Source organism: Streptomyces sp. NPDC055013, assembly GCF_053608645.1.
The window spans coordinates 330,225-354,675 of sequence record NZ_JBSGVW010000005.1; the positions used below are offsets into that span (position 1 = coordinate 330,225).

Here is a 24,451-nt window from a genome sequence, read left to right on the forward strand (position 1 = left end):
TGGGAGGTGAGGACCGTGACCGAGGCGGCAACGGCACGTCGCAGTCGGATCACCCCTGAGCGCGAGGCCGAGTTGTACGAGGCCGTGCTCGACCTGCTCCGGGAGGTCGGCTACGACGCCCTCACCATGGACGCCGTGGCGGCCCGCACCCGGTCCAGCAAGGCGACGCTCTACCGCCAGTGGGGCGGCAAGCCGGAGCTGGTGGCGAAGGCGATCCGGCACAACAAGCCGGGCAACATCGCCGACGTCGACACCGGGTCCCTGCGGGGCGACCTCCACGCTCTCACGGCACGCGAGGACGACTGCCACATGCAGCAGAACGCCGCGCTGATGCGGGGTCTGTTCATGGCGGTGCACGCCAACCCCGACCTGCTGAGGGCCTTCAAGGAACTGCTCATCGAGCCGGAGATGGCGGAGTTCGACCGGGTGGTCCAGCGGGCCGTCGACCGCGGCGAGATCCGTGCCGACTGCCCCGCGCTGGAGTACGTGGTGCACATGCTCGTCGGCGCGTTCGCCACCCGCACCCTGATCGACGACCAGCCGCCGACGCAGGCCTTCCTCATGTCGTACATCGACGCCGTGGTCCTCCCCGCCCTCGGCGCGCCCACCCCCTGACAGTCCCCTGAGCAAGCCCTCCACCTGACGTAACCGCTCACGTCGTCGGGCTGATGACCCCTGCCCACGCACCAATCCACGACCTGACCGGGAGACGCCCTCGTGGCCACGTTCCTCTACAAACTCGGCCGGCTCGCCTTCAGGCGACGGCATTTCGTCGCGCTCATATGGGTCGCGCTGCTCACCCTCGCCGGTGTGGGTGCGGCCAGCGCGCCCGCCGCGGGCACGACGTCCTTCTCGATCCCCGGCACCGAGGCACAGAAGGCCTTCGACCTGCTGGAACAGCGCTTCCCAGGCATGAGCGCCGACGGCGCCACCGCCCGGGTCGTCTTCAAGGCGCCGGACGGGCAGAAAATGACGGACGCCAGCAACAAGGCGACCGTCGAGGACACCGTCAAGGAGCTGTCCGACGGCTCCGAGGTGGCCTCCGTCGCCGACCCGTACACCGCCCAGGCCGTCAGCAAGGACGGCACGGTCGCGTACGCGTCGGTGAAGTACGACGTCTCCGGCATGGAACTGCAGGACTCCTCGCGCGACGCCCTGGAGGACGCCGCGCAGGACGCGCGGGACGCCGGGCTGACCGTGGAGATCGGCGGTGACGCGCTCCAGACGGTGCCGCACACCGGCGCCACGGAGATCATCGGTATCGGTGTCGCCGCGGTCGTCCTCGTCATCACCTTCGGCTCGCTCATCGCGGCCGGGCTCCCGCTGCTGACCGCCCTGATCGGTGTCGGCATCGGCATCTCGACGATCACGGCGCTGGCGAGCACGCTGGAGCTGGGCTCCACGACCTCGACGCTGGCGATGATGATCGGCCTGGCGGTCGGCATCGACTACGCCCTGTTCATCGTCTCCCGCTACCGCGCCGAACTGGCCGAGGGCCGCGAGCGCGAGGAGGCGGCCGGCCGGGCCGTCGGCACCGCGGGCTCGGCGGTGGTCTTCGCCGGTCTGACGGTGGTCATCGCGCTGGTCGGCCTGTCGGTCGTCAACATCCCGATGCTGACGAAGATGGGCATCGCGGCGGCCGGCACGGTCGTGATCGCGGTACTGATCGCGCTGACGATGATCCCGGCCCTGCTCGGGTACGCCGGCAAGAAGGTGCAGCCCGCCGGGAAGAAGAGCCGGTGGCTGGGCGGCAGGCGGGCCGAGAAGAAGGCGGCCTCCGGCAGCGGGGCGGGCAGGCCGGCCAAGCCGAACCTGGGCACCCGCTGGGCCAGCTTCGTCGTCCGCCGTCCGATCGCCATCCTCCTGCTGGGTGTCGTGGGCCTCGGCGCCGCGGCGATCCCCGCGAGTTCCCTCGAACTCGGTCTGGGCGACGACGGGTCGCAGCCGACGTCCACCACGCAGCGGCGTGCGTACGACCTGCTGTCCGACGGCTTCGGGCCCGGCTTCAACGGCCCGTTGATGGTGGTGGTCGACGCCCAGGGCAGCGGTGACCCGGACGCCGCCTTCAAGCAGGTCGGCGACGACATCAAGGGCATCAAGAACGTCGTGGCGGTGACACCGGCGACGCCCAACAAGGCGGGCGACACGGCGACGATCACGGTGATCCCGGACGCCAAGCCGTCGTCCGTCACGACCGAGGACCTGGTCCACGCCATCCGCGACAAGGGTGCGGAGGTGAAGGCCGACACGGACGCGACCGTGCTGGTCACCGGCAGCACGGCGATGAACATCGACGTCTCGGAGAAGCTGAACGACGCGCTGCTGCCGTATCTGGCGCTCGTGGTCGGCCTCGCCTTCCTCCTCCTGATCGTGGTCTTCCGTTCGATCCTGGTCCCGCTGAAGGCGGCGCTCGGCTTCCTGCTGAGCGTGATGGCGGCGCTGGGCGCGGTGGTCGCGGTCTTCCAGTGGGGCTGGTTCGCGGGCCTCCTGGGCGTGGAGGAGACCGGCCCGGTGATGTCCATGATGCCGATCTTCATGGTCGGCGTGGTCTTCGGCCTGGCGATGGACTACGAGGTGTTCCTCGTGACGCGGATGCGCGAGGCGTACGTCCACGGCGAGAAGCCGAGCCAGGCGGTGGTGACCGGGTTCAAGTACGGCGCCCGGGTGGTCTCGGCGGCCGCGGTGATCATGATGGCGGTGTTCGCGGGCTTCATCGGCTCCAGCGAGTCCATGGTCAAGATGATCGGCTTCGGCCTGGCGATCGCGGTGTTCTTCGACGCCTTCGTCGTCCGGATGGCCATCGTCCCGGCGGTCCTGGCCCTGCTCGGCAAGAAGGCCTGGTGGCTCCCGAAGTGGCTGGACCGTGCCCTGCCGAACGTGGACGTGGAGGGCGAGGGCCTGCGCACGGACGCCGAGGCGAAGGGGTCCGAGGACCCCGACGAGGACCGGGCGCTGGTGCGCGCCTGACGGGCCGCCGCTGAGGTACCACCCTTGAAGTGACAGGCCGGCCGGTGAGGGCTCCGTGGGGACGGGTTGCCCTCACCGGCTTCTTCCTGTGTCCGAACTGCGGCCTCTCGACCGGCCCGAGCGGCCGAGACGTCGGCCACACAACGGAATCGAAGGCCCCGCACCCGTGTTGGGATGACTGTCGTAGGCGCACGGGCCGGCCGCACGGCGAAGCCGGCCGGCCACGGAACGAGACAGTCGCAGGGGAGCACGGGCGTGGACGTGAACGGCACAGTGGCCGAGGGCTTCGAGCCGGTCAGGGAGGCGTTCATACGGAACTTCGGCACCCTCGGGGAGCGCGGCGCGGCCGTCGCCGTGTACCGGGACGGGCGCAAGATCGTCGACCTGTGGGCCGGCACGAAGGACATCGACGGCACGCAGCCGTGGCAGCACGGCACCGCGCAGGTCGTGCGCTCGGCGACCAAGGGCGTCGCCGCCGCCGTACCCCTGATCCTGCGGCAGCGCGGGCAGCTGGACCTGGACGCGCCGGTGGGCGAGTACTGGCCGGAGTTCAAGGCGCACGGCAAGGAGTGGCTGCTGGTCCGGCATGTGCTGAACCACCGCGCCGGGCTCCCGGTGCTCGACCGCCCGCTCACACCCGAGGAGGCGCTGGACCCGCACCGCGGACCCGAGGCGGTGGCCGCTCAGGCGCCCGCGTGGGTGCCGGGCACCGATCACGGCTATCACGCGCTGACGTACGGCTGGCTGCTGGACGAGCTGGTGCGCCGGGTGACCGGGCGGTGGGCCGGCGAGTGGCTCGCGGCGGAGGTCGCCGGTCCGCTCGGCCTGGACCTGTGGCTCGGGCTGCCCGAGTCCGAGGCGGGCCGCGTGGGCCGTACGGGCCGGGTCGAGGGACCCGAGCCCGCGGGCGGGCTCCGCGCACGTCCGAAGCGTTCGGTCACCGAGGCCTATCAGGATCCGGCCTCCCTCACGCGCCGCGCCTTCGCCGCGATCACCCCCTTCCCCGATCAGAACGACCCCGCCTACCGTGCCGCCGCCCTCCCAGCGACGAACGGCATCGCGACGGCCGACGCACTGGCCCGCTTCTACGCCGCGCTCATCGGCGAGGTCGACGGGGTACGGCTCCTCGACCCGGCGACGGTGGAGCTCGCGCGGGCCGAGGAGTCGGCGGGGCAGGACCGCGTCCTGGTGGTCAACACCCGTTTCGGTCTGGGCTACATGCTGCACGGCAGCGCGTCCCCGCTGCTGGGTCCGGGCTCCTTCGGCCACCCGGGCCGCGGCGGCGCCCTCGGCTTCGCCGACCCGGAGACGGGGATCGCCTTCGGCTATGTGACGAACGGCTTCCGCAAGACGGTGACGGCGGACCCGAGGGCGCAGGCGTTGATACGGGCGGTGCGGGCGGCGCTCGCCTAGCCGGCGGGGCGCGCCCGGCGTGCGGTGATCGCGCGGCGTGCGGTTCAGACGTGGATGGGGTGGGACGTACGCCCCGACGCCTGGTCGATCTCACTGTGCGCTTTGGTGAGCATCTGCATCGCGAGCTCGTTCAGCGCACGGGCGGCGGCGATCTCCTCGCCGACGCGTGGCTGATTCGAGTCCGTGTGGTGCCGTGTGGCGTGGCCGTGGGCGCGTACCTCGCTGCCGTCGGGGAGCCGCACCATCGCGACCGCCCTCGTGTGGGTCTCGTCCTCCTGGAACTCCATCTCGACGTGCCATCCCACAGTGGTGTGCAACATGACGATCACCTCCGGAATCTCTGCTTCCAGGGTGCGCCTCGGAGGGTGCCGCCGCATAGCCGAGGTCAGCGAACTCCTCACGCCGCCCGGCCGGTATGGGGCGCCTGGTGCCGGAGGGGACGCCGGGGTGCAAAGAGCGCAACTCGGGATCAGTGAGACTCGGCACATCCGCTTCGGGGACCGGCTTCACCCTGCTTCCATGGAGATGTCGCGTTCCATGGAGTTGTCGTGCGCCGGACCTGGCCCCGCCGTCACCGCCACCTCCCCCGTTAACCGCACAGGGCCATATCGAGGACATGCGCTGCTGCTTCTCCGCCCACCTCCCCGCTCTCGCGGCACTGTCGGCCTTCCCCGGCCCCTGCGAGGTGCTGCGCTCCGGTGCCCGCCTCGCCCCCGCCCTGCTGCGCTCGGCCTCCGCCGCCATGCAGCGGGCCCGCTCGCACCACCCCGATGCCCTGGCCGCCGTCAACCTCGAACTGGTCACCCTCACCGAGGACAGCGCCGTCATCACCTGGTACACCGGCATCCCCGGCACCGACGACGGCCTGGGCCACCCGCTCCCCGCGATCACCGAGGGCGAGGTCGTCTACGGCACCCACCCCTCCCGGCTCAACCGCACCGCGTCCGTCGACCTGCCGACCGCCCACCACCAGGTCGAGCTCACGGACCTGGAGCCGGGGCAGACGTACTACTACCAGGCCCGCTCACGAGGCGTGACCGCCACACCCACGCCCCTGCATCTGGTGCGCGGCAACGCGGTGGGCACGTCGACGTTCGGGTTCGGCGCGAGCGGCGGGCCGTACTCCTTCACCACCCCGCAGCCCCCGCCCGGCCGGCACCTGCTGTCCATCGCGCTCTGCAACGACCTGCACCTCGGCGAGACCACCGCCGGCCTGGTCGGCGGCCTGCCCCTGCTGCGCGGGGTGCCGCAGCAGCCGGGACGCGCACCGTATCCGGAGCTGATGAGCCGCGCCCTGGTCGAGGAGGCCCGGCGGCGCGGGGCGGACCTGCTGCTGGCCGGGGGCGACATCTCGGCCGGCGGCGCGGCGCACGACCTGGGCGAGGCCCGGCGGATCCTGGACGGCTTCGGCACCCACGGGCAGGACTACTTCGTCGTACGCGGCAACCACGACCGGTCTCTCGACAACTCCACCTTCCTCGCCGCCTTCCCGGGCCTGACGGGCAGCGACGGACCCGGATACTTCGCCCGTGATCTCGGCGGGCTGCGGATCGTCGGCCTCGACACCTACGTCAAGACCGGCAACGGCGCCGACGCGGGCGGCCTCGGCCCTGAGCAACTGGCCTGGTTCCAGGCCGGGTTGAGGGCGGCGCCGGACCAGCCGACGGTGGTGTTCGGCCACCATCCGCTGACCGTGCGGGACTCCGTCTTCCCGGTGACCCGCGGCCAGTGCCTGGAACGCCGCCAGGCCCGCACCGTCGTCGACGCCTACGCATCCGCGCCCGGCGTATTCCTCCACCACGCGGGCCACACCCACCGCAACAAGCGCACCGTGCTGGTGCGTGCCCCGCACGTCACCCAGCAGGAGGTCGCCGCCGCCAAGGAGTACCCCGGCGGCTTCACCCTGCTGCGCATCCACTCCGGCGGCTACGCGCTCAACCACTACAAGGCCGGCGACCTGGCGGCCCGGCAGTGGAGCGAGCGCAGCCGCCGGGTGGCCGCGGGCCTGTGGCCGCATCACGCGCTGGGCCGCTCGGTCACCGACCGCAACAGCGTCGCGGCACACGACCTCTCGGGCGTCACACCGCTCTCAGGGCTCTCACGGAGCGTGAATCGCGGGCAACGGTGAGTGTCCGTAGCATCGGAGCATGGCGACCCTCTGGGACCTCATGCGGGACTGCATCCCCGACGACCACGCCCGTCAGGTCACCTCGCGGTATTACGTCGACGAGGTGATGGGCGCCCCCGGCGCGCCCGGGCTGGTCGTCGACCTCGGGTGCGGACGCGGCACGTCGGCCGCGCTGTTCCGCAAGCACGACCCCGAGGTGCGGTGGGTCGGGATCGACATCCGGGACTCACCGGAGGCGGGCCAGCGCACGCCCGGCGGTGACCCGGTGGTGCACTACGACGGCGTCCGTCTCCCGCTCGCCTGCGACTCGGTCCCGCTGATCTACTCGCACCAGGTCTTCGAACACGTCGCCCACCCGCGCGAACTGCTCGCGGAGATCGCCCGCGTGCTGGCGCCCGGCGGCTGCTTCATCGGATCGACCTCCCAGTTCGAGCCGTACCACTCCTTCAGCCTGTGGAACTACACGCCGTACGGCTTCCGGAGGCTGGTCGAGGAGGCGGGGCTCGCGCTGGAGGAGATCCGGCCCTCGCTCGACGGGGTGGCGCTGATCATGCGCAGCTACCTCGGCAGGCCGCCGGAGTACAGCCGTTACTGGGACGAGCAGTCCCCGCTCAACTCCGAGATCGACCAGTGGGCGCGGCACGGCCGCCGCAGGACGGCCCTGGTGAACCTGCGGAAGCTCACTTATTGCGGGCAGTTCGCATTCCGGGTGGGCAAGCCGGTGCTCGCCCAGGACGCCGCACTTCTGGCGCAAGATCTCGAAACTCGGCGCGCCGCAGGATGATTTGGGGCATTTCTTACTTAATCTCCCTTAATCGTAAGGGGTCATCCCTTCACGCATTGCATCCACCTCACTCCACCGGAGATGACATGCAGAAGCTTCGTAAGGCCGCCGTCCTGGTCGCCGCCCTGAGCACGGTCGGGTTCCTGGGTGCCGGCGCGGCCCACGCCGACGGCGGGGACCAGTACAAGGTTCAGCAGAGCACCCAGTGCAAGTCCCACGACCTGAACATCGACATCCTCGGCGTCGTCGGTCTGCTCAACGGCGTGCTGGGCAACGGCCTCAACGGCGAGGGCAACTCGGGCAGCCAGAGCACGCACCTCGGCTCGACGATGGGCTGCAACAACAGCGCCTTCGGCGGCTGACCGTCCGACCGGTGTGGAGCCCCGGCCCATGGCCGGGGCTTTCACCTAACCCGTGTGCAGCATCAGTCCGATGCCCACGACCAGCAGCGCGGCCGCCGCGATCCGCGGCGCCCCGAACCGCTCCTTGAAGAACACCGCCCCTATCGCGGCCCCCACGATGATGGACGTGACGCTGCCGGACAGCTTTCGTCGCCCGAAGGGTGTTCGCGACGTCCCCCTCACTGCTGTGGCCAGGTAGATCATCGTTCCGGTACCGTTTGTGCCCTGCATCCGAGGGGGGAGTGTGCGAACGAGAGCCAACGCCGCTGCGCTGTGCCTGTTGATGGGCATCGTCGCAGTCGGTTGTGCAGACGCCGGTGACACGGCCGACCCGCGCTCAGCCGAAGAACTGGTGGGCGACGCCACCCGCACCATGAAGGGGCTCTCGTCGGTGGCCATGGTCACCGACATCACCACCAAGTTGAACGAGTATTCCAGCCGATGGACGACCGATCTCAAGAGCAGATGCACGTTGAAGGCGACCACGTCGTCCGGCTCTGAGATGGAGCAGATCCGGATCGGCGAAACGGACTACATTCATCCCAATGACGTCTACCTCGAGATGTGGGGGAGGGAGACGGTCCCCGCGATGCGGGACAAGCCCTGGCTCAAGAGCCCCGTAAGCGCCGCGATGGGGGCGGACGACCTGGCTGACTGCGCGTGGCCGTTCGACCCGTCGGGTGAGGCGACGAAGAGCAAGCCGACCGTACTCGACGGCAAGCCGGTCATCCCGGTGAAAGTGCAGGACAGCGACCTCGATGAAGGCACCTACACCTTCTACGTGGCCGCCGAGGGCAAGCCGTACCTTCTGAGGCTCGACTACCAGACAGCCCACCACCGCCGCATCATGAAGTTCAGCGGTTTCAACGAGCGCTTGGACATCCAGCCCCCCGCGGCAGCCGATGTGCTGGATCTCAGTAGCCTCCCACCAGATGCGTCCTAGCCAGGGCCTGCCCGGTCTGAAGGCTCACGAACGCGCCCTCGGGACCACGGCCGGGGCAAGGGCGGCCAAGCGCTCCTGAGCAGCGGAACGATTACCGCATGAACAGGAGTTGACCGAGGGGTCGCGCAGCGTCGCGTGTGCGCGTCGCACGGCTCCGGCGAAGAGTGCACGCCCCAAGTTTGCGGCAACCTCGAAGTCCGTGTCCGGGCGTCGTCATGTAGGGGCGGCTGCGCCGGTTGCGCCGCCGGTCATGGCGGTTGGACCCTGAGAGTCAGGCAGTTCGTCATTCCGGGGCATTTCGCCGGTCGGTAGCCGCTACGCTGCCCGCCTGACGTCACCTCAGCAGAGCAGGGGGAGCCACTCATGCCGCAGGAACCGTGGGCGGGACTGTCCGAGGCCATCAGCGCGATCCGGGCCGAGTTGGAGCAGGCCATGACGGCGGGCCACGGACACACGGTCCAGTTCCGCACCGGGCCAGTGGAGATGGAGTTCGCGGTGGACGTCAAGAAGGACGCCCAGGCCGGCGCCAAGGTGTCCATCCTGCCCTGGAGCGCCAGCGCCGAGGCGAAAGCTGGTTACATGGCCGGCACCACATCCCGCCTGAGGATCACCTTGCAGCCAGTCGACGAGCACGGCCAGGACCAGAACATCGGCGCCCGAAGCCCGCAGCGTCCCCAGTAACGCGCCCCGACTGGCACCCGCTTGGTGAGATGCAGAGAACGGGGGTCCATGCGTGGACGTGCAGCGGGTTATGGAGGTCTGGGATCCGGCAGGCCAGATCGCCGCAAGCGGCTATCTCATCGCGGATCATTTGGTTCTGACGGCCTACCACAACATCCAGCACGCGGGCTCCACCTCCGCGCGGGCGGTGGAGGTACGGCGGCTCGCTGTGTACGGGGAATCGCCAACCGCGTGGATGGCAGCCGAGGTGCTGTGGCCGGAGCAACCGCCCGACATTGAGCAGGATCCGCACACCGATGCCGCCCTGCTTCTGATCACCGACGCGGCGCGGCAGCCCCCCGTCTCTGCCACGGCGGTGCGTTGGGGGCACCTGCCGCTACCTGGTGCCGTCGGGGCACGGGTGGCCTGTGTCGCGGTGGGGTTTCCGGAGGCCGAGCAGCGGGACGGAAAGCGCGACACCAAGCAGATCAGCGGGCACATTGAGACGTTAAGCGGCCTGAAGTCCGGCCTGATCACCGCACACATCGACCAGGTCGCCACCCCCAACACGGCCAACGCGCCGTCGCCCTGGTCCGGGGCCTCCGGAGCCGCACTCTTCTGCGGAAACCTGCTGACCGGGGTCCTGACCACCGACCGCGCCACGAACTACCCGGGCAACCAACTCATCGCCGTTCCCCTAGCCACCCTCGCCGCACGCCCTGGCTTCACCACGACCATCAAAGCCGCACGCAACCCACTAGCCCTGGAAGACATCACCACCTCCGCCAGCGACGACCACCCAGTGGGCGCTTACGACGTGGACGCGCCCCTGGGGCTACACAATCTTCCCGACCTGCCCACCAGAGTCTTCGTCGGCAGGGAAGAAGCCCTCGCCACCCTCGCCGCCGCCATGGAACAGAATTCCAAAGCAATCACGCAGACCGTCCAAGGACTCGGCGGTGTCGGCAAGACCACACTGGCCCTGCAGTACGCCCACATCCACCGGAACTCCTACCAACTGGTGTGGTGGATTCACGCCGACACCCCAGAACAGATCATCACCGACCTCGCCAGCCTCACCACCCGCATCCACGGCGGTGCCACCGGCCGCACCACCGCCGAGGACGCCGACTGGGCTGTCGGATGGCTCCAGACCCACCCAGGCTGGCTACTAATCCTCGACAATGCAGAACACCCCGACACAACCCGCCGACTGCTCGGCCAGCTCCACCACGCCGGACGCCACCTGATCACCAGCCGCTTCACCGACGGCTGGCCCAGTGATCCCCTCGCCCTTCCTCTCTTCACCCCCGAGGCCTCACTCGACCTCCTCACCGAGCTCACCGGGCTGACCGACCCTGACAGCCGACACCACGCCCGTCAACTCGCCGACGACCTCGGCCACCTCCCCCTCGCCCTGGAACAAGCCGGCGTCTTCATCGCCCAGAGTCATATCTCCGTTAACACCTACCGGGATCTACTCCGCCAGCACCCAGCCAAGACCACCAGCACCCCGCCCGCCGGCCGCGACCCGAAGCGCACCATGGCACGCATCTGGCGCATCACCCTCGACACCCTCCACCACGACACCCCCCTAGCCGTCGACATCCTGCGCACCGCCGCCTGGTACGCCCCCACCGCCATCCCCCGCGACCTGCTCGCCCCCATGACCGACAACCCCGTCAACTACGCCCAAGCCCTCAGCCAGCTCGCCGCCTACAACATGATCACCCTGGACGCCGACACCCTCAGCATCCATCGCCTCATCCAGTCCGTCGCCCGTACCTCAGACACCGCCACGACAGATGACACCGACCCCCACCGCACCCACGACACCATCACCACAGCCCGCCACCGCGCCACCGCCCTCCTGCTCACCGCACTGCCAGACCAACCAGACACGAACGTGGCCGGATGGCCCGCCTGGCGCACTCTGCTCCCTCACGCTGAAGCCCTCCTCACCGCCGACCTCGCGGACGACACCGAAGACACCGACTTCGTCCTCACCGCCACCGGCGTCTATCTGCAAGGCCAAGGCCAAATTGCCCAGGCCGTCGCCTACAAGAAGCGCTCCCTAGAGGCGTCCACCCGCCTCAACGGCCCCGGCCACCCCTCCACGCTCACCTCCCGCAACAACCTCGCGTACGCCTACGAGTCAGCGGGCGATCTCGGACGCGCCATTCCGCTCTACGAAAAGAACCTGACCGACCGCGTACGGGTCCAAGGCGAGGACCACCCCTCTACGCTCACCTCCCGCAACAACCTCGCAGGCGCCTACGAGTCAGCGGGCGACCTCGGACGCGCCATTCCGCTCTACGAAAAGAACCTGACCGACCGCGTACGGGTCCAAGGCGAGAACGACCCCGACACGCTCGCCTCCCGCAACAACCTCGCGTACGCCTACCAGGCAGCGGGCGACCTCGGACGCGCCATCCCGCTCTACGAAAAGAACCTGACCGACTCCGTACGGGTCCTGGGCGAGGACCACCCCTCCACGCTCACCTCCCGCAACAACCTCGCAGGCGTTTACCGGACAACGGGCGACCTCGGACGCGCCATCCCGCTCTACGAAAAGAACCTGACCGACTCCGTACGGGTCCTGGGCGAGGACCACCCCGACACACTCAGCTCCCGCAACAACCTGGCAGGCGCCTACCAGGCAGCGGGCGACGACCGGGCGATCCCGCTCCACGAGAAAAACCTGACCCACTCCGTACGGGTCCTGGGCGAGGACCACCCCTCCACGCTCACCTCCCGCAACAACCTCGCAGGCGCCTACGACTCAGCGGGCGACCTCGGACGCGCCATCCCGCTCTACGAAAAGAACCTGACCGACTACGTACGGGTCCTGGGCGAGGACCACCCCTCCACCCTCACCTCCCGCAACAACCTCGCAAGCGCCTACGACTCAGCGGGCGACCTCGGACGCGCCATCCCGCTCCACGAAAAGAACCTGACCGACCGCGTACGCGTCCTGGGCGACGACCACCCCGACACCCTCACCTCCCGCAACAACCTCGCAGGCGCCTACCGGGCAGCGGGCGACGACCGGGCGATCCCGCTGTACGAACAGACCCTGGCCGATTGCCTTCGGATCTTGGGCGAAGACCATCCCACGACCCGTATTGTCAGCCGCAATCTCACCTATGCGAAGTCGACCCGCGCCTGACCTGCACCAACAGCGAGCAAGACTCTCGTTTCATTCAGCGCCAACCTCGATGCGCCAAACCGGCTCCCCCAGGTGCTCGATCAACCGGCGCAGGCCTGCGGGTGACCAACACGAGGGTCGCCGACAGGTCGCCTCATCCCTACCGCTGAACAGCGAGGTTATTGCCGCGTGAACGGGACTTGACAGAGGACTCCCGCAGGGCGGCGATCGGCGCCAGTTCGGCCTTCGTCTGCGCCCACAGGACCAGCGCGTACGCGGTGACGGACAGCGCGGCACCGAGCAGTCCCAGCGCCGCGAACGGCCGCAGCACGGCGACCGTCTCTCCGCGCCAGCGCCACAGGGCGTACGCCGGGATGACGAGCCCCTCGACCACCATCAGCCAGGCGATGTAACCGAGGGACGACCCGGAGGCCCGTACGCCCAGACCGTCGATGACGGTGTACGCCGCGATGCTCAGCCCGGTCGCCAGCGCGGCCCCGATCGCGGCCCAGTTGGGCCGGCGCCCGCGCAGCCCCCACAGGGCGACGCCGGTCAGTCCCGCGCAGGACAGGGCGATGCCGGCCGCAGCCCAGCCGTTCGGCACCTCGTGCGCGAACACGGCCGCCAGTACGGCGACCACCAGCGGCGCGGTGCCGCGTGCGAGGGGGTAGGCCTGCCCGAAGTCGCCCAGCCGGAAGGACTTCATGAGCAGCGCGAAATAGACGATGTGGACGAGGGCGGAGGCGAGCAGATACGGCCACGCCTCGGCCGCCGGAAACGCCCCGAAGGGCATGAGGGCCAGCCCGATCACCACCCCGCCGCCGGCGATGAGCGTGAACCCCACCAGCTTGTCGGTGATCTTGTGGGCGATGGCGTTCCAGCCGGCGTGCGTGACGGCCGCGAGCAGGACGGCGGCCGTGACCAGCGGGGTCACGAAATCTGCTCGCGCACGTCCACCAGGGTGGCGCCGGCATGGGCGACCAGGTCCATGGGCGCCATGGGGAAGACCACGTGCGGGTTCCCGGCGGCGGCCCAGACGACGTCGTGCCCCAGCAGCGACCGATCGGCGAGCACGCGCGTCTTCGTGCGGTGCCCGAAGGGCGGTACGCCCCCGATGGCGTACCCGGTGGTCTCCCGTACGACGTCGACCTTGGCCCGGGTGACCTTCTCGGCGCCGAGTTCCTTCCGCACGAGGTCCAGGTCGACCCGGGACGCCCCGTCCATCAGGACCAGCACGGGGACCCCGTCCGCCGCGAAGATCAGCGACTTGCAGATCTCGCTGAGCTCGCACCCGATGGCGGCGGCGGCCTCGGCCGCGGTACGGGTCGCGTCCGGGAACCGGCGCATCCGGGCGTTCAGATCGCTCAGCCCGAGCTCGTGCAGAGCCTCGGCGAAACGTGGGTGGGCATGTGATTCCGATGCTTCCGAGGACGTCATGCCCGGCAGGCTAGCCGTCGGATATGTGTGCCACGAATCAATTCCGGGTGCTGAGAGAGCGGGACCTCAGCCGAGCAGGATCGTGACGTCGATGTTGCCGCGGGTGGCGTTGGAGTACGGGCAGATCTCGTGCGCCGCGTCCACCAGCTTGGCGGCGAGACCCGCGTCCAGTACCGGCAGGGAGACGCTGAGGGCGACCGCCAGGCCGTAGCCGCGCTGCTTGTTGGGGCCGATGCCGACCTTCGCGGCGACCGTGGAGCCGGTGAGGTCGTAGCCCTCGCGGTTGCCGACGAGGATGAGCGCGTTGTGGAAGCAGGTGCTGTAGCCGGCGGCGAACAGCTGCTCGGGGTTGGTGCCGTTGCCGTCGCCGCCCAGTTCCGGGGGCATCGCGACCTTGAGCTCGATCTGGCCGTCCTGGCTGGTGACATAGCCGTCCCGGCCGCCGTGCGCGGTGGCCTCGGCGACGTACATGATCTTCGTCGGACGGGTGTCGACGACGGTGCCCTCGTCGGTCATGGTTGGCCCTCCCCCCAGACAGCGCGCCTCGGAAAAGGCGCGCACAAGTACATTGTGCACAAGGTACTGGCCGGTACGCCGGTCGCCGTTACCAGGGGGTAGGAACCGGGGGTAACCCGAGTTCAGGGGGCGGGGTCCGCGCTGGGGTGCGCTCGGTGCGCGAGCTGCCACAGCTCCTCGCGCAGGCGCGCGACTCCCGCCGCGTCGAGCCCCGTCGCGGTGAGCAGTGAGCCGGGCACGCACTTCGCGCGCTCCCGCAGCTCCTCCCCGCGATCGGTGACGGCCACGAGCACGGACCGCTCGTCGCGCGCCGACCGCTCGCGTCGTACCAGGCCGGCCGTCTCCAGCCGCTTCAGCAGGGGGGAGACGGTGCCGTAGTCGAGCCGCAGCGCGGCGGCCAGCTCCTTCACCGTCGTCTCGCCCCGCTCCCACAGGACCAGCAGCACGAGGTACTGCGGGTAGGTGAGGCCGAGTTCGTCGAGGAGCGGGCGGTAGGCGGCCGTCACCGCCCGCTGGGCGGCGTACAGGGCGAAGCAGAGCTGGTCGTCCAGGGACAGCGAGCCCGCGTCCTCTTGATGCGTCACGCGCCCATTGTCACGGACCGCGGGTCGAATCCGAACGGCAGCTCGAGGCGATGGGCGCGCATCAGCTCGTCGTCCGCGAGGAGTTCGGCCGTCTTCCCGTCCGCCGCGATCACGCCCTCGCTCAGGATCAGCGAACGCGGGCACAGCTCCAGGGCGTACGGCAGGTCGTGCGTGACCATCAGGACGGTGACGTCCAACGAGCGCAGGATGTCGGCCAGTTCGCGGCGGGAGGCGGGGTCGAGGTTGGAGGAGGGCTCGTCCAGGACGAGTATCTCCGGCTCCATCGCCAGGACGGTCGCGACCGCGACCCGGCGCCGCTGGCCGAAGGAGAGGTGGTGCGGTGGACGGTCCTTGAACTCCGCCATGCCGACCCGCTCCAGCGCCCGGTCGACGCGCTCCTCCAGCTCCGGCCCCTTCAGCCCGGCCGCCGCAGGCCCGAAGGCCACGTCCTCACGGACCGTCGGCATGAAGAGCTGGTCGTCCGGGTCCTGGAAGACGATCCCGACCCGGCGCCGGATCTCGGCCATGTGCTGCTTGCCGACGGGCAGTCCGGCGACCTTCACGCTGCCGGTGCCGCCGGTCAGAATGCCGTTGAGGTGCAGGACGAGGGTCGTCTTGCCGGCGCCGTTCGGGCCGAGCAGCGCGACCCGCTCGCCGCGGGCGATGGTGAAGTCCACCCCGAACAGGGCCTGGTGGCCGTCGGGGTAGGCGAAGGCGAGGCCGGAGACCTCCAGGGAAGCAGTACTCACAGGGCCCATCCCAACACGCAGACGACCAGGGCGGTGAAGGGCAGCGTGAGGGCGTACGACCACTGTGCCCTGGACGCGGTCACCTCGTCGATCACCGGCATCGACCCGGCGTACCCCCGGCTGATCATGGCCAGATGTACGCGCTCGCCACGTTCGTAGGAGCGGATGAACAGCGCGCCCGCCGACTTCGCGAGCACGCCCCAGTGCCGCACGCCCTTCGCCTCGAAGCCGCGCGACTCCCGTGCGATGCGCATCCGCCGCATCTCGTCGGCGATGACATCGCCGTAGCGGATCATGAAGGACGCGATCTGCACGAGAAGGGGCGGGAGTTTCAGCCGTTGCAGGCCCAGCAGAAGTTCGCGCAGCTCGGTGGTGGAGGCGAGGAGTACGGAGGCGGCGACGCCCAGGGTGCCCTTCGCGAGCACGTTCCAGGCACCCCACAGTCCGCTGACGCTCAGCGACATGCCCAGCACCTCGACCTGTTCGCCCTCCGCCACGAACGGCAGCAGCACGGCGAACGCGACGAACGGCACCTCGATCAGCAGCCGCTTGAGCAGAAACCCGGCGGGCACGCGCGCCACACCGGCGACGACCGCGAGCAGTACGGCGTACAGGCCGAACGCCCACATCGCCTCCCGGGGCGTCGACACCACGACCACCACGAACGCGAACGTCGCGGCGAGCTTGGTGTGCGGCGGCAGGCCGTGCACGGGCGAGTGCCCGTGCCGGTAGAGCCTGTGCGCGTGCCCGGCGCCCATGGTCAGACGCTGGTGCTCGTGGGCGACGTGTCAGCCGCTTCGTCCGTACGACGCCGGCGTACCGCCCAGAAGATGCCGGTGCCCGCGACCACGGTCACACCGACCCCGATCACGCCCGCGAGACCGCCGGACAGACGGGCGTCGTCGACGTCCTTGACGCCGTAGTCGGCGAGCGGGGAGTCGGCGTTGGCGTGCTCCTCGGCGGAGTCGATGAACCCCTTGTCCTCGGCGACCCGCTCCAGACCGTCGGGGCTGGCGGAGGCGTAGAAGCTGACGAATCCGGCCAGGACGAGGGAGGCGACCAGACCGCTGATCCACACGGTGCGGTGGGAGGTGCGGGCCGCGACCGGCTCCGCGGCCTCGGGCGCGGGAGCGTCCACGAGCTCGTCGCCGACCCGCAGCTTCAGCGGCTGACGCAGGTCACGAGCGCCGTACACGAGGTCCGGCCGTACGGCGATGACGGCGCCGACCGTCAGCGCGGTGATCGCCGCCTCGCCGATGCCGATCAGGAGGTGGACGCCGCCCATCGCCGCGGCGACCTTGGCGATCGAGACGTCGGTGGTGCCGCCGATCCAGAACAGCAGCGTGAACGCGAGAGCGGCGACCGGCACGGACACCAGCGCGGCGACGAAGGTGGCCGCGGTGACCGACCGCCGGGTCTTCGGCAGCACCTTCACCAGGGCGCGGAAGACCGCGTAGGCCACGACGACGCCCACGATGGCCATGTTGGTGATGTTCACGCCGAGCGCGGTGAGGCCGCCGTCGGCGAAGAGGACGCCCTGCATCAGCAGGACCACGGAGATGCACAGCACGCCGGTATAGGGGCCGACGAGGATCGCGGCCAGGGCGCCGCCGAGTAGATGGCCACTGGTTCCGGCGGCTACGGGGAAGTTGAGCATCTGCACGGCGAAGATGAAGGCGGCCACCAGGCCGGCCAACGGGGCCGTCCGCTCGTCGAGTTCACGGCGTGCGCCACGCAGGCTCACGGCGACAGCGGCGGCGGCGACCACTCCGGTCACGGCGGAGGTCGGGGCGTCTATGAATCCGTCAGGTACGTGCACCCTTCGATGGTGTGGCTTGATGCGAACAGTTTGCAAGAGCGTGTCTCTCTCTGTTGTAAACACGAGATAAGGCGCTCCGCAGGGTGTAAACCAGGAAATATGGGACATTGGATGGGAAGCGGATGCACAGTTTCCGCTCAGGTGACGCACGGTAAGGGGTCGTCCGATGTCCGTAGTGGAGCAGTACGCCCGAGCCCACATCGTCACCGACACCGACGTCCAGGTGCTGGACGAGCGAGGCGCGATTCCGGTCGTTCTCCGGTACGACCCGGACGCCGACCCGCGTGTTGTCCGGATGCGCCTGCCCGGCCCGCACGAGTGGAGCTTCGCGCGGGAACTCCTCGAAGAGGGCCTGCGCGCACCGGCCAGCTCCGGAGACGTCCGGGTGTGGCCGTGCGGTCGCGTCCAGGCCGTGGTGGAGATCCACTCCGCGCAGGGGGTGTCGGTGGTGCAGTTCGAGACGAAGGCGTTGATGCGCTTCCTGCGGCGGACCTATCTGGCCGCCGAGGCGCCCGTCCCGCACTGAGTGAGGCTCAGCCGCCCGCCTTCAGCAGCGCCGCCACGAGCGGGCCGGCCGTCTCGCCGCCGTGCCCGCCCTGCTGGACCACTCCCGCCGCCGCAAGGTCGTCGCGGTACGCGGTGAACCAGCCGTTCGGCTTCTTCTGGTTGTCGACCTCCGCCGAGCCGGTCTTCGCGCCGACGTCACCGGTGACCCCGGACATCGCCTCGGCCGCCGTGCCGTAGGCCGCCGTGTAGGACATCAGGTCGCGCAGCTGGGACAGCGTGGCCGCGGACATGGTGCGCGAAGCCTTCGCGAGCTGCCGTCCGTCCACGTCGGGGGCGACCAGGTACGGCTGCTTGAACGTGCCCGTCTTCACGGTCGCCGACACCGACGCCATGTTCAGCGGGTTCATCCGCACCCCGCCCTGCCCGATGAGCTCGGCCGCCATCTGGGCCTGCGACTGCACCGGGACGGCCCCGTCGAAGGTGGGCACCCCGACGGACCAGTTGTTCAGGGCGAGACCGAAGACCTGCTGGGCCTGCTTGGTGAGGCTGTCGTCGTCCAGCTCGGGCGCCTGGCTGATGAAGGCGGTGTTGCAGGAGCGGGCGAAGCTCGCCTTGAAGGTGCCGCCCTTGATCTCGAACTTGTCGTCGTTCTGGAACTTCCAGTGCCCGTAGGTGAAGTACTTCGGGCAGGGGTGCTCCTTCTCCGCCGACGCCAGCCCCTTCTCGATCAGCAGCGAGGAGGTGATGACCTTCATCGTGGAGCCGGGCGCGAGGGAGCCCTGGAAGGCCGTGTTGAAGCCGTGCGAGGAGTTCGCGGCCGCGAGGATCTCGCCGGACGAGGGTCGCAGGACGACCACGGACGCCTTCTCCTTCGCGGCGACCTGCTTCTCCGCGGCGGCCTGCAGCGTCGGGCTCAGCGTCGTCTTCACCGTGCCCGGCGTGCCCTTGCTCAGCTCCACGAGGGTCTTGTCGGACAGCTCGGCCTTCTTGGACTCCTTGCCCCGGACCACCCGGAGCTCGATGCCCGCCTTGCCGCCCGCCTTCTCGCCGTACTTCTCGCGCAGCCCGTCCAGGACCGAGCCCAGCGAGGGGTACTCGTCCTCGGTGAGCTCACCGCCGTCCCGGTCGAGGGCCTTGACGGGCGGGTTGCCGGACTCGCCGGTGACGAGGGTGTCGCCGTCCTTCAGGTCGGGGTGGACGACCCCGGAGTGCCACTCGACGAGCGGCTTGCCGTCCTCGGCCCGCCGCACGATCGTCAGCGCACTGTCGTACGTCAGCGGCTTGCTGGTCCCCTTGTACGACACCGTCCCCTTCACGGAGAAGGGGACCTTGGCGCCCGTGCGGGTGCCGGCGGTGAGGGTGACGTCCTTGATGTGGGCGTCCTTGAGGTAGCCGGTCAGCAGGGCCTTGGCGGCGGTGGTGTCGTCCGTGGCGGCGGCCGCCTCGGTCACCTTGCCCTGCTGCCAGGCGGTGAGGAAGTCGCGGGCCGCGGTCTTGACCTCCGTCGCCGACAGCGGGCCGGTCTTGACGGCCTTGGCCTTCGCGGAGTTCGACGACTGCGCACCGTTCTCGGCGGCGGATCCGCTGCCGAGCAGCGCGTAGACGCCGATCCCGGAGCCGCCGAGGACCACGGCGATCATCCCGCCGAGCACGGCGGGGTTGGTCTTCCGTCGCTCGGCGACGCGCCTTCTGTTGCCCACTGCTTTCCGTTCCCTCGCGTATTTTCAGGGGCCCCCGCCGCCCCGCCGGCCTCACGCATACCAACGACGACGACCACCCTAGAGTCCCGTGCCGCGAGGGATAAGTTCACCCGGACGCTCGTAGCACGGCTGCGACAATCGGCCCGGCCGCGTCGCTGCCGTGGCCGCCCTGCTGGGACATGGCCGCGGCCGCCACATCATTGCGGAAACCCGTGAACCAGCTGTCGGAGGTGGCCTCCCCGTCGACCTCGGCGGACCCGGTCTTGGCCCCGATGTCGCCGCCGAGCCCGGACATGACCTGCACCGCGGTGCCCTGGGGCGCGGTCGCGGTCAGCCGCATCATCTGCTTCAGCTGGAAGGTGGTGCTCGCCGGCAGCCCCTTGGCGGTGGCGAGTTGACGGTCGTCGAGGTCGGGTGAGACCAGATACGGCTGCCGGAACTCGCCGGTGATCGCGGTGGCTGTGACCGACGCCATGTTCAGCGGGTTCATCTGGACCTGCCCCTGGCCGATGGCGCCGGCGGCGCGGTCCGGGCCGGCGGCCGCGGGGACGCTGCCGTCGAAGGAGCTGACACCGGTCTTCCAGTCGCCGCCGAGCCCGAACCGCTCCTGGGCCTCCGTCGTCAGCGAGGCGTCGGTGAGCGGCTCCTCGTCGACGAGCTTGATGAAGGCCGTGTTGCAGGAGCGCGCGAAGCCGTTGGCGAGCGTGGCGCCTGCGGTCTCGTCGGGCTTGAGGCCCGTGAGGTTCTTGAAGGTCTGGCTCTGCCAGGTCGCCGTGTCCGGGCAGGGCGCGGGGCCGTTCATCGTGGTCACACCGTTGTCGATGAGCATCGCCGCGGTGATGATCTTCATCGTGGAGCCGGGCGGGACACGTCCCTCGAAGGCCGCGTTGAAGGCGTCCTCACGGTGGTTCGCCACCGCCAGCACCTCGCCGGTGCTCGGCTTGAGGGCCACGACGGAGGACTGCGCGTACCGCTGCACCGCCTTCTCGGCCGCCGCCTGCACGCTCGCGCTGAGCGTCGTTCGCAGCTTGCCGGGCTTGCCCTTCGCGAGGGTCAGCAGCGAGGTGTCCGGCGACTCGTCGGCGTGCCGGATCGCCAGCTCGACGCCGGGCGAGCCGCCCGCCTTGCTGCCGTACCTGTCGCGCAGGGTGTCCAGGACCGGGCCGAGGGAGGGGTACTTGTCCTTCGTCAGCACGGTGCCGTTGCGGTCGACGGCCTCGATGGGCGGGGCGGCCGCCTCGCCGGTGACGAGGGTGTCGTTCCTCTTCAGCTGCGGATGGATCACGGTGGGCTGCCAGTCGACGAGGGCCCGCCCGGTGGTGACGCCGCGGACGACGGTGAGCTCGCTCCGGTAGGACAGCGGCTTGGACTTGCCGTCGTACGACACCTTCGCCTTCACCGTGTAGGGCACGGTGTCGCCGTTGGCCTTGCCGGGCGTGATCCTCACGCCGGTTATGTGCGCGTCCTGGCCGTAGGACGTCAGCACCGGCGCGGCCGCCGTGTCGTTGTTCGTCAGCTTGGCCGCCTGCGCCGCCTGCCCCTTCTCCCAGGCCGCGAAGAACTTCGTGGTGGTCTCCTCGACCTCGTCCGCGCTCGGCGGCCCGGACCGTACCGGCGCCGACCCGCTCGCCCCCGTCGCCCCGCCGCCGTTCAACGCCGACATGATGTTGTACGCGCCGTATCCGGCACCGCCCACCATCACGGCGAACACGCCGCCTATGACGGCGACTTTGACCCCCTTGGACATGGTCCCCTCCCCGTTTTCGTCCACCGCACTGTAAGTGGCGTGGGGGAAAGGTGTGAGAGGTGTTTTCTTTTGTTGGCCGAACTATTGACCGAATAGTGACCGTTCGGCCGATCAGACCCAGGTGTCCAGCCACATCCGCGACCGCCAGTCGTCGACCGGGATCGCGGTGCCCGTGTAGATCGGCCAGAAGTAGATGAAGTTCCAGGCGATCAGCAGCACCAGTACGCCCGCGCCCGTGGCGCCCGCCACCCGGCGGGTGTCCCCGGCGCGTGGCGGGCCGATGATCGCGCCCAGGAGCATGGCCACGGCGAGGCAGAGGAAGGGCAGGAAGACGATGGCGTAGAAGAAGAAGATGGTGCGTTCCTGGTAGAGGAACCAGGGGAGGTAGCCGGCCACGACACCGCAGGCGATGGCTCCGGCGCGCCAGTCACGGCGGAAGGCCCAGCGCCACAGGACGTACAGGACCGCGAAGGCGGCCACCCACCACAGCAGCGGCGTGCCGAGGGCCAGCACCTCGCGGGCGCACTTCTCACCCGCGTCGACGGGGCAGCCGTCCTTGCCGGGTGCGGGGGACTCGTAGAAGTACGACACCGGGCGGCCGACGACCAGCCAGCTCCACGGGTTGGACTCGTACGTGTGCGGCGACGACAGGCCGACGTGGAAGTCGTACACCTGGTGCTCGTAGTGCCACAGGCTCAGCCACCAGTCGGGGAACAGCCAGGACCAGCTGCTGCTGCGGCCGTCGGCGCTCGCCCAGTCGCGGTAGTAGCCGCCGCTGCCGTTCGTGGGGGAGAGGATCCAGCCGGTCCAGGAGGCGATGTAGGTGACGATCGCCACCGGCACCGTCGCGAGGAAGGCGAAGCCCAGGTCGTGCTTGAGCACCGCCATGTAGGGGTGACGGGCGCCGGCGACCTTGCGGGCGCCGACGTCCCACAGGACCGTCAGCAGGCCGAACGCCACCAGGAAGTACAGGCCGTTCCACTTGGTGCCGATGGCCAGGCCCAGCATCAGGCCCGCCGTCCAGCGCCAGGGGCGCAGGCCCAGGCGCAGGGTCTCGGCGATGTGCGCGTCGGGGCGGAACCGGCCGTCGGGGTCGGCCGGGAGCGCGGCGGCGAGTTTCGCGCGCGCCCTGTCCCGGTCGATGACGAGGCAGCCGAACGCCGCCAGCACGAAGAACATCAGCACCCCGTCGAGCAGCGAGGTGCGGGCCATCACGAAGGCCAGCCCGTCCACCGCCATCAGCGTGCCCGCGAGGCAGCCGAGGAAGGTGGAGCGGAAGATACGGCGGCCGATGCGGCACAGCATCAGCACGGCCAGCGTCCCCAGCACCGCCGTCATGAACCGCCAGCCGAACGGGTTGAACCCGAACATCAGCTCGCCGAGCCCGATGACGTACTTGCCGACCGGCGGATGCACCACGTACGCCGCGTCGGTCGGGATCTGGACCTGGTCGCCGGCCTTGAGGATCAGGTCGTTGGCGTTCTTGTCCCAGTTGACCTCGAAACCGCGGTGGACGAGCGCCCAGGCGTCCTTGGCGTAGTACGTCTCGTCGAATATCACCGCCTTCGGGTTGCCCAGGTTCCAGAACCGCGTCACTCCCGCCAGCAGCGTCACCAGCAGCGGGCCGATCCAGCCCGACCAGCGCGCGATCCGCTCGGCGAGCGGGCGCGGGACGCCGAGGAACTGCCACATCCGCGGGCTGGGCTGGACGTAAGGCGGCACGAGCCGGTCGCGGACGTCGCTGCCGGGCGTCGCCGTGTAGCCGAATCGGCGCAGCCGCTGCTGCCACGACGGCCGCTGCTCGTGGGTTGCCTGGCCCTGCCGGGTGTCCGTGGAGGACGCGGTACTGGTCACCGCGCCATCGTAGGGAACACGTCTGTGACAGTCGCGTGGATGCGCCCTGCGAGGATGGAAACGTGACAGGAACCCTTGTTTTGGCAGGCACTCCCATCGGCGACGTCAAGGACGCCCCGCCCCGGCTCGCCGAGGAGCTGGCCGGAGCGGACGTGGTCGCCGCCGAGGACACCCGTCGGCTGCGGCGCCTCACCCAGGCGCTGGGCGTGCAGCCGGCCGGGCGGGTCGTGTCGTACTTCGAGGGCAACGAGTCGGCCCGTACGCCCGAGCTGGTCGAGGCGCTGCTCGAAGGTTCGCGGGTGCTGCTGGTGACCGACGCGGGGATGCCGTCCGTGTCCGATCCCGGGTACCGGCTGGTCGCGGCGGCGGTCGAGAAGGACATCAAGGTCACCGCGGTGCCGGGGCCGTCCGCGGTGCTGACCGCGCTCGCCCTGTCCGGGCTGCCCGTCGACCGGTTCTGCTTCGAGGGGTTCCTGCCGCGCAAGGCGGGGGAGCGGCGCTCGCGCCTGAAGGACGTGGCCGAGGAGCGGCGCACCCTCGTCTACTTCGAGGCGCCGCACCGGCTCGACGACACGCTCGCCGCGATGGCCGAGGTGTTCGGCGCCGACCGGCGGGCCGCCGTGTGCCGGGAGCTGACCAAGACGTACGAGGAGGTCAGGCGCGGCGGGCTGGGGGAGCTGGCCGAGTGGGCGGCCGAGGGCGTGCGCGGGGAGATCACCGTCGTCGTCGAGGGGGCACCCGAGAAGGGGGCCGAGGAGGTCGACGCCACCGAGTTCGTACGGCGGGTTCGCATCCGCGAAGAGGCGGGGGAGCGGCGCAAGGAGGCCATCGCGGCGGTGGCGGCGGAGGCCGGAGTGCCCAAGAGGGAGGTCTTCGACGCCGTGGTGGCGGCGAAGAAGGCGGGGGCGTGAAATGCCGTGTGAGCAGGGCGTATAACGCATGAGCGTGCGCCCCATGCCGGGGTAAAGGGACCCGGCCCTTTCGGCAAGGAACGTCCAAGTCGGCGCCAACACTGGACAGATTCCGTGCGTTCACTCCTGCGGAGGAGTCCACTGGGTTGTGGGACGCGACCCGTCCCACCCAGCGGACCACAG

General features: G+C 69.9%; 22 protein-coding genes and 1 pseudogene. 11 read left to right on the top strand and 12 right to left on the bottom strand.

Features of this window, described 5'->3' with window-relative positions; all coding sequences use genetic code 11:
• The first annotated feature begins 15 nt into the window (after positions 1 to 15).
• The 3 genes from ACWGDB_RS09600 (at position 16) to ACWGDB_RS09610 (ending at position 4,380) form a co-directional block, all read left to right on the top strand.
• On the top strand, positions 16 to 615 hold the full coding sequence (locus ACWGDB_RS09600) for a TetR/AcrR family transcriptional regulator (RefSeq protein ID WP_453821916.1): 600 nt from the start codon (positions 16 to 18) through the stop codon (positions 613 to 615).
• Between the two features lie 102 nt (positions 616 to 717).
• On the top strand, positions 718 to 2,967 hold the full coding sequence (locus tag ACWGDB_RS09605; RefSeq protein WP_453821917.1) for an MMPL family transporter: 2,250 nt from the start codon (positions 718 to 720) through the stop codon (positions 2,965 to 2,967).
• Positions 2,968 to 3,222: 255 nt separating this feature from the next.
• Positions 3,223 to 4,380: a serine hydrolase domain-containing protein gene (locus ACWGDB_RS09610; protein ID WP_453821918.1), complete on the top strand. Its 1,158-nt coding sequence runs from the start codon at positions 3,223 to 3,225 to the stop codon at positions 4,378 to 4,380.
• Between the two features lie 44 nt (positions 4,381 to 4,424).
• Here ACWGDB_RS09610 and ACWGDB_RS09615 read toward each other — a convergent pair whose 3' ends face one another.
• A complete protein-coding gene (locus ACWGDB_RS09615) occupies positions 4,425 to 4,700 on the bottom strand; it encodes a DUF1876 domain-containing protein (RefSeq protein WP_383606336.1) in 276 nt (91 codons plus the stop codon).
• 296 nt (positions 4,701 to 4,996) lie between these two features.
• On the opposite strand from ACWGDB_RS09615, the gene ACWGDB_RS09620 reads away from it, so the two are divergent.
• The 3 genes from ACWGDB_RS09620 to ACWGDB_RS09630 all read left to right on the top strand — a co-directional run bounded on the left by ACWGDB_RS09620 (position 4,997) and on the right by ACWGDB_RS09630 (position 7,654).
• Positions 4,997 to 6,508: a metallophosphoesterase gene (locus ACWGDB_RS09620; RefSeq protein ID WP_453821919.1), complete on the top strand. Its 1,512-nt coding sequence runs from the start codon at positions 4,997 to 4,999 to the stop codon at positions 6,506 to 6,508.
• Positions 6,509 to 6,527: 19 nt separating this feature from the next.
• The gene (locus tag ACWGDB_RS09625; RefSeq protein ID WP_453821920.1) at positions 6,528 to 7,292 is read left to right on the top strand and encodes a class I SAM-dependent methyltransferase; all 765 of its coding nucleotides are present in this window, start codon (positions 6,528 to 6,530) and stop codon (positions 7,290 to 7,292) included.
• A gap of 86 nt (positions 7,293 to 7,378) precedes the next feature.
• Complete coding sequence (locus ACWGDB_RS09630; RefSeq protein ID WP_453821921.1) at positions 7,379 to 7,654, top strand: hypothetical protein; 276 nt, start codon at positions 7,379 to 7,381, stop codon at positions 7,652 to 7,654.
• A 45-nt stretch (positions 7,655 to 7,699) separates the two neighbouring features.
• Here ACWGDB_RS09630 and ACWGDB_RS09635 read toward each other — a convergent pair.
• Positions 7,700 to 7,822 (bottom strand): annotated as a pseudogene (locus ACWGDB_RS09635) (EamA family transporter); the annotation flags it as partial.
• A gap of 151 nt (positions 7,823 to 7,973) precedes the next feature.
• Between ACWGDB_RS09635 and ACWGDB_RS09640 the strand changes: the two are divergent.
• The 3 genes from ACWGDB_RS09640 (at position 7,974) to ACWGDB_RS09650 (ending at position 12,465) form a co-directional block, all read left to right on the top strand.
• Positions 7,974 to 8,636, top strand: a complete 663-nt coding sequence (locus ACWGDB_RS09640; RefSeq protein WP_453821922.1) for a hypothetical protein — start codon at positions 7,974 to 7,976, stop codon at positions 8,634 to 8,636.
• Positions 8,637 to 8,999: 363 nt separating this feature from the next.
• Complete coding sequence (locus ACWGDB_RS09645) at positions 9,000 to 9,317, top strand: trypco2 family protein (RefSeq protein WP_453821923.1); 318 nt, start codon at positions 9,000 to 9,002, stop codon at positions 9,315 to 9,317.
• Positions 9,318 to 9,369: 52 nt separating this feature from the next.
• Positions 9,370 to 12,465, top strand: a complete 3,096-nt coding sequence (locus ACWGDB_RS09650; protein WP_453821924.1) for a tetratricopeptide repeat protein — start codon at positions 9,370 to 9,372, stop codon at positions 12,463 to 12,465.
• Between the two features lie 139 nt (positions 12,466 to 12,604).
• Here the strand turns inward: ACWGDB_RS09650 and ACWGDB_RS09655 are convergent, their stop codons facing one another.
• The 7 genes from ACWGDB_RS09655 to ACWGDB_RS09685 form a co-directional block, all read right to left on the bottom strand.
• A complete protein-coding gene (locus ACWGDB_RS09655; protein WP_453821925.1) occupies positions 12,605 to 13,378 on the bottom strand; it encodes an EamA family transporter in 774 nt (257 codons plus the stop codon).
• Positions 13,375 to 13,881, bottom strand: coding sequence for a YbaK/EbsC family protein (locus tag ACWGDB_RS09660; RefSeq protein ID WP_453821926.1), 507 nt, complete (start codon positions 13,879 to 13,881; stop codon positions 13,375 to 13,377). Before ACWGDB_RS09660 ends, ACWGDB_RS09655 begins: the two co-directional genes overlap by 4 nt.
• 66 nt (positions 13,882 to 13,947) lie before the next feature.
• Entirely contained in the window at positions 13,948 to 14,397 is a 450-nt protein-coding gene (locus tag ACWGDB_RS09665; protein ID WP_453821927.1) for an organic hydroperoxide resistance protein, read from the bottom strand.
• Positions 14,398 to 14,519: 122 nt separating this feature from the next.
• The gene (locus ACWGDB_RS09670) at positions 14,520 to 14,981 is read right to left on the bottom strand and encodes a MarR family winged helix-turn-helix transcriptional regulator (protein ID WP_453821928.1); all 462 of its coding nucleotides are present in this window, start codon (positions 14,979 to 14,981) and stop codon (positions 14,520 to 14,522) included.
• Complete coding sequence (locus ACWGDB_RS09675) at positions 14,978 to 15,739, bottom strand: energy-coupling factor ABC transporter ATP-binding protein (protein WP_369271595.1); 762 nt, start codon at positions 15,737 to 15,739, stop codon at positions 14,978 to 14,980. The genes ACWGDB_RS09670 and ACWGDB_RS09675 overlap by 4 nt, the downstream gene beginning before the upstream one ends.
• On the bottom strand, positions 15,727 to 16,488 hold the full coding sequence (gene cbiQ, locus ACWGDB_RS09680; RefSeq protein WP_453821929.1) for a cobalt ECF transporter T component CbiQ: 762 nt from the start codon (positions 16,486 to 16,488) through the stop codon (positions 15,727 to 15,729). Before cbiQ ends, ACWGDB_RS09675 begins: the two co-directional genes overlap by 13 nt.
• A 2-nt stretch (positions 16,489 to 16,490) precedes the next feature.
• Positions 16,491 to 17,549: an energy-coupling factor ABC transporter permease gene (locus tag ACWGDB_RS09685; RefSeq protein WP_453821930.1), complete on the bottom strand. Its 1,059-nt coding sequence runs from the start codon at positions 17,547 to 17,549 to the stop codon at positions 16,491 to 16,493.
• A 166-nt stretch (positions 17,550 to 17,715) separates the two neighbouring features.
• On the opposite strand from ACWGDB_RS09685, the gene ACWGDB_RS09690 reads away from it, so the two are divergent.
• A complete protein-coding gene (locus ACWGDB_RS09690) occupies positions 17,716 to 18,075 on the top strand; it encodes an SsgA family sporulation/cell division regulator (protein ID WP_383606306.1) in 360 nt (119 codons plus the stop codon).
• 7 nt (positions 18,076 to 18,082) lie between these two features.
• Here ACWGDB_RS09690 and ACWGDB_RS09695 read toward each other — a convergent pair whose 3' ends face one another.
• The 3 genes from ACWGDB_RS09695 to ACWGDB_RS09705 all read right to left on the bottom strand — a co-directional run bounded on the left by ACWGDB_RS09695 (position 18,083) and on the right by ACWGDB_RS09705 (position 23,357).
• On the bottom strand, positions 18,083 to 19,756 hold the full coding sequence (locus tag ACWGDB_RS09695) for a penicillin-binding transpeptidase domain-containing protein (protein ID WP_453821931.1): 1,674 nt from the start codon (positions 19,754 to 19,756) through the stop codon (positions 18,083 to 18,085).
• A gap of 106 nt (positions 19,757 to 19,862) precedes the next feature.
• On the bottom strand, positions 19,863 to 21,503 hold the full coding sequence (locus tag ACWGDB_RS09700) for a penicillin-binding transpeptidase domain-containing protein (protein ID WP_453821932.1): 1,641 nt from the start codon (positions 21,501 to 21,503) through the stop codon (positions 19,863 to 19,865).
• Positions 21,504 to 21,614: 111 nt separating this feature from the next.
• The gene (locus tag ACWGDB_RS09705) at positions 21,615 to 23,357 is read right to left on the bottom strand and encodes a dolichyl-phosphate-mannose--protein mannosyltransferase (protein WP_453821933.1); all 1,743 of its coding nucleotides are present in this window, start codon (positions 23,355 to 23,357) and stop codon (positions 21,615 to 21,617) included.
• Between the two features lie 62 nt (positions 23,358 to 23,419).
• Between ACWGDB_RS09705 and rsmI the strand changes: the two genes are divergently transcribed.
• Positions 23,420 to 24,268 (top strand): 16S rRNA (cytidine(1402)-2'-O)-methyltransferase, encoded by an 849-nt coding sequence (gene rsmI / locus ACWGDB_RS09710; RefSeq protein WP_453821934.1) that lies wholly within the window; start codon positions 23,420 to 23,422, stop codon positions 24,266 to 24,268.
• Positions 24,269 to 24,451 lie beyond the last annotated feature (183 nt).

Coding starts and splice junctions, on each gene's coding strand:
- ACWGDB_RS09615 (WP_383606336.1), bottom strand. CDS start 4,700: ATGTTGCACACCACTGTGGGATGGCACGTCGAGATGGAGTTCCAGGAG.
- ACWGDB_RS09620 (WP_453821919.1), top strand. CDS start 4,997: ATGCGCTGCTGCTTCTCCGCCCACCTCCCCGCTCTCGCGGCACTGTCG.
- ACWGDB_RS09625 (WP_453821920.1), top strand. CDS start 6,528: ATGGCGACCCTCTGGGACCTCATGCGGGACTGCATCCCCGACGACCAC.
- ACWGDB_RS09630 (WP_453821921.1), top strand. CDS start 7,379: ATGCAGAAGCTTCGTAAGGCCGCCGTCCTGGTCGCCGCCCTGAGCACG.
- ACWGDB_RS09645 (WP_453821923.1), top strand. CDS start 9,000: ATGCCGCAGGAACCGTGGGCGGGACTGTCCGAGGCCATCAGCGCGATC.
- ACWGDB_RS09660 (WP_453821926.1), bottom strand. CDS start 13,881: ATGACGTCCTCGGAAGCATCGGAATCACATGCCCACCCACGTTTCGCC.
- ACWGDB_RS09665 (WP_453821927.1), bottom strand. CDS start 14,397: ATGACCGACGAGGGCACCGTCGTCGACACCCGTCCGACGAAGATCATG.
- ACWGDB_RS09675 (WP_369271595.1), bottom strand. CDS start 15,739: ATGGGCCCTGTGAGTACTGCTTCCCTGGAGGTCTCCGGCCTCGCCTTC.
- cbiQ (WP_453821929.1), bottom strand. CDS start 16,488: ATGGGCGCCGGGCACGCGCACAGGCTCTACCGGCACGGGCACTCGCCC.
- ACWGDB_RS09690 (WP_383606306.1), top strand. CDS start 17,716: ATGTCCGTAGTGGAGCAGTACGCCCGAGCCCACATCGTCACCGACACC.
- ACWGDB_RS09700 (WP_453821932.1), bottom strand. CDS start 21,503: ATGTCCAAGGGGGTCAAAGTCGCCGTCATAGGCGGCGTGTTCGCCGTG.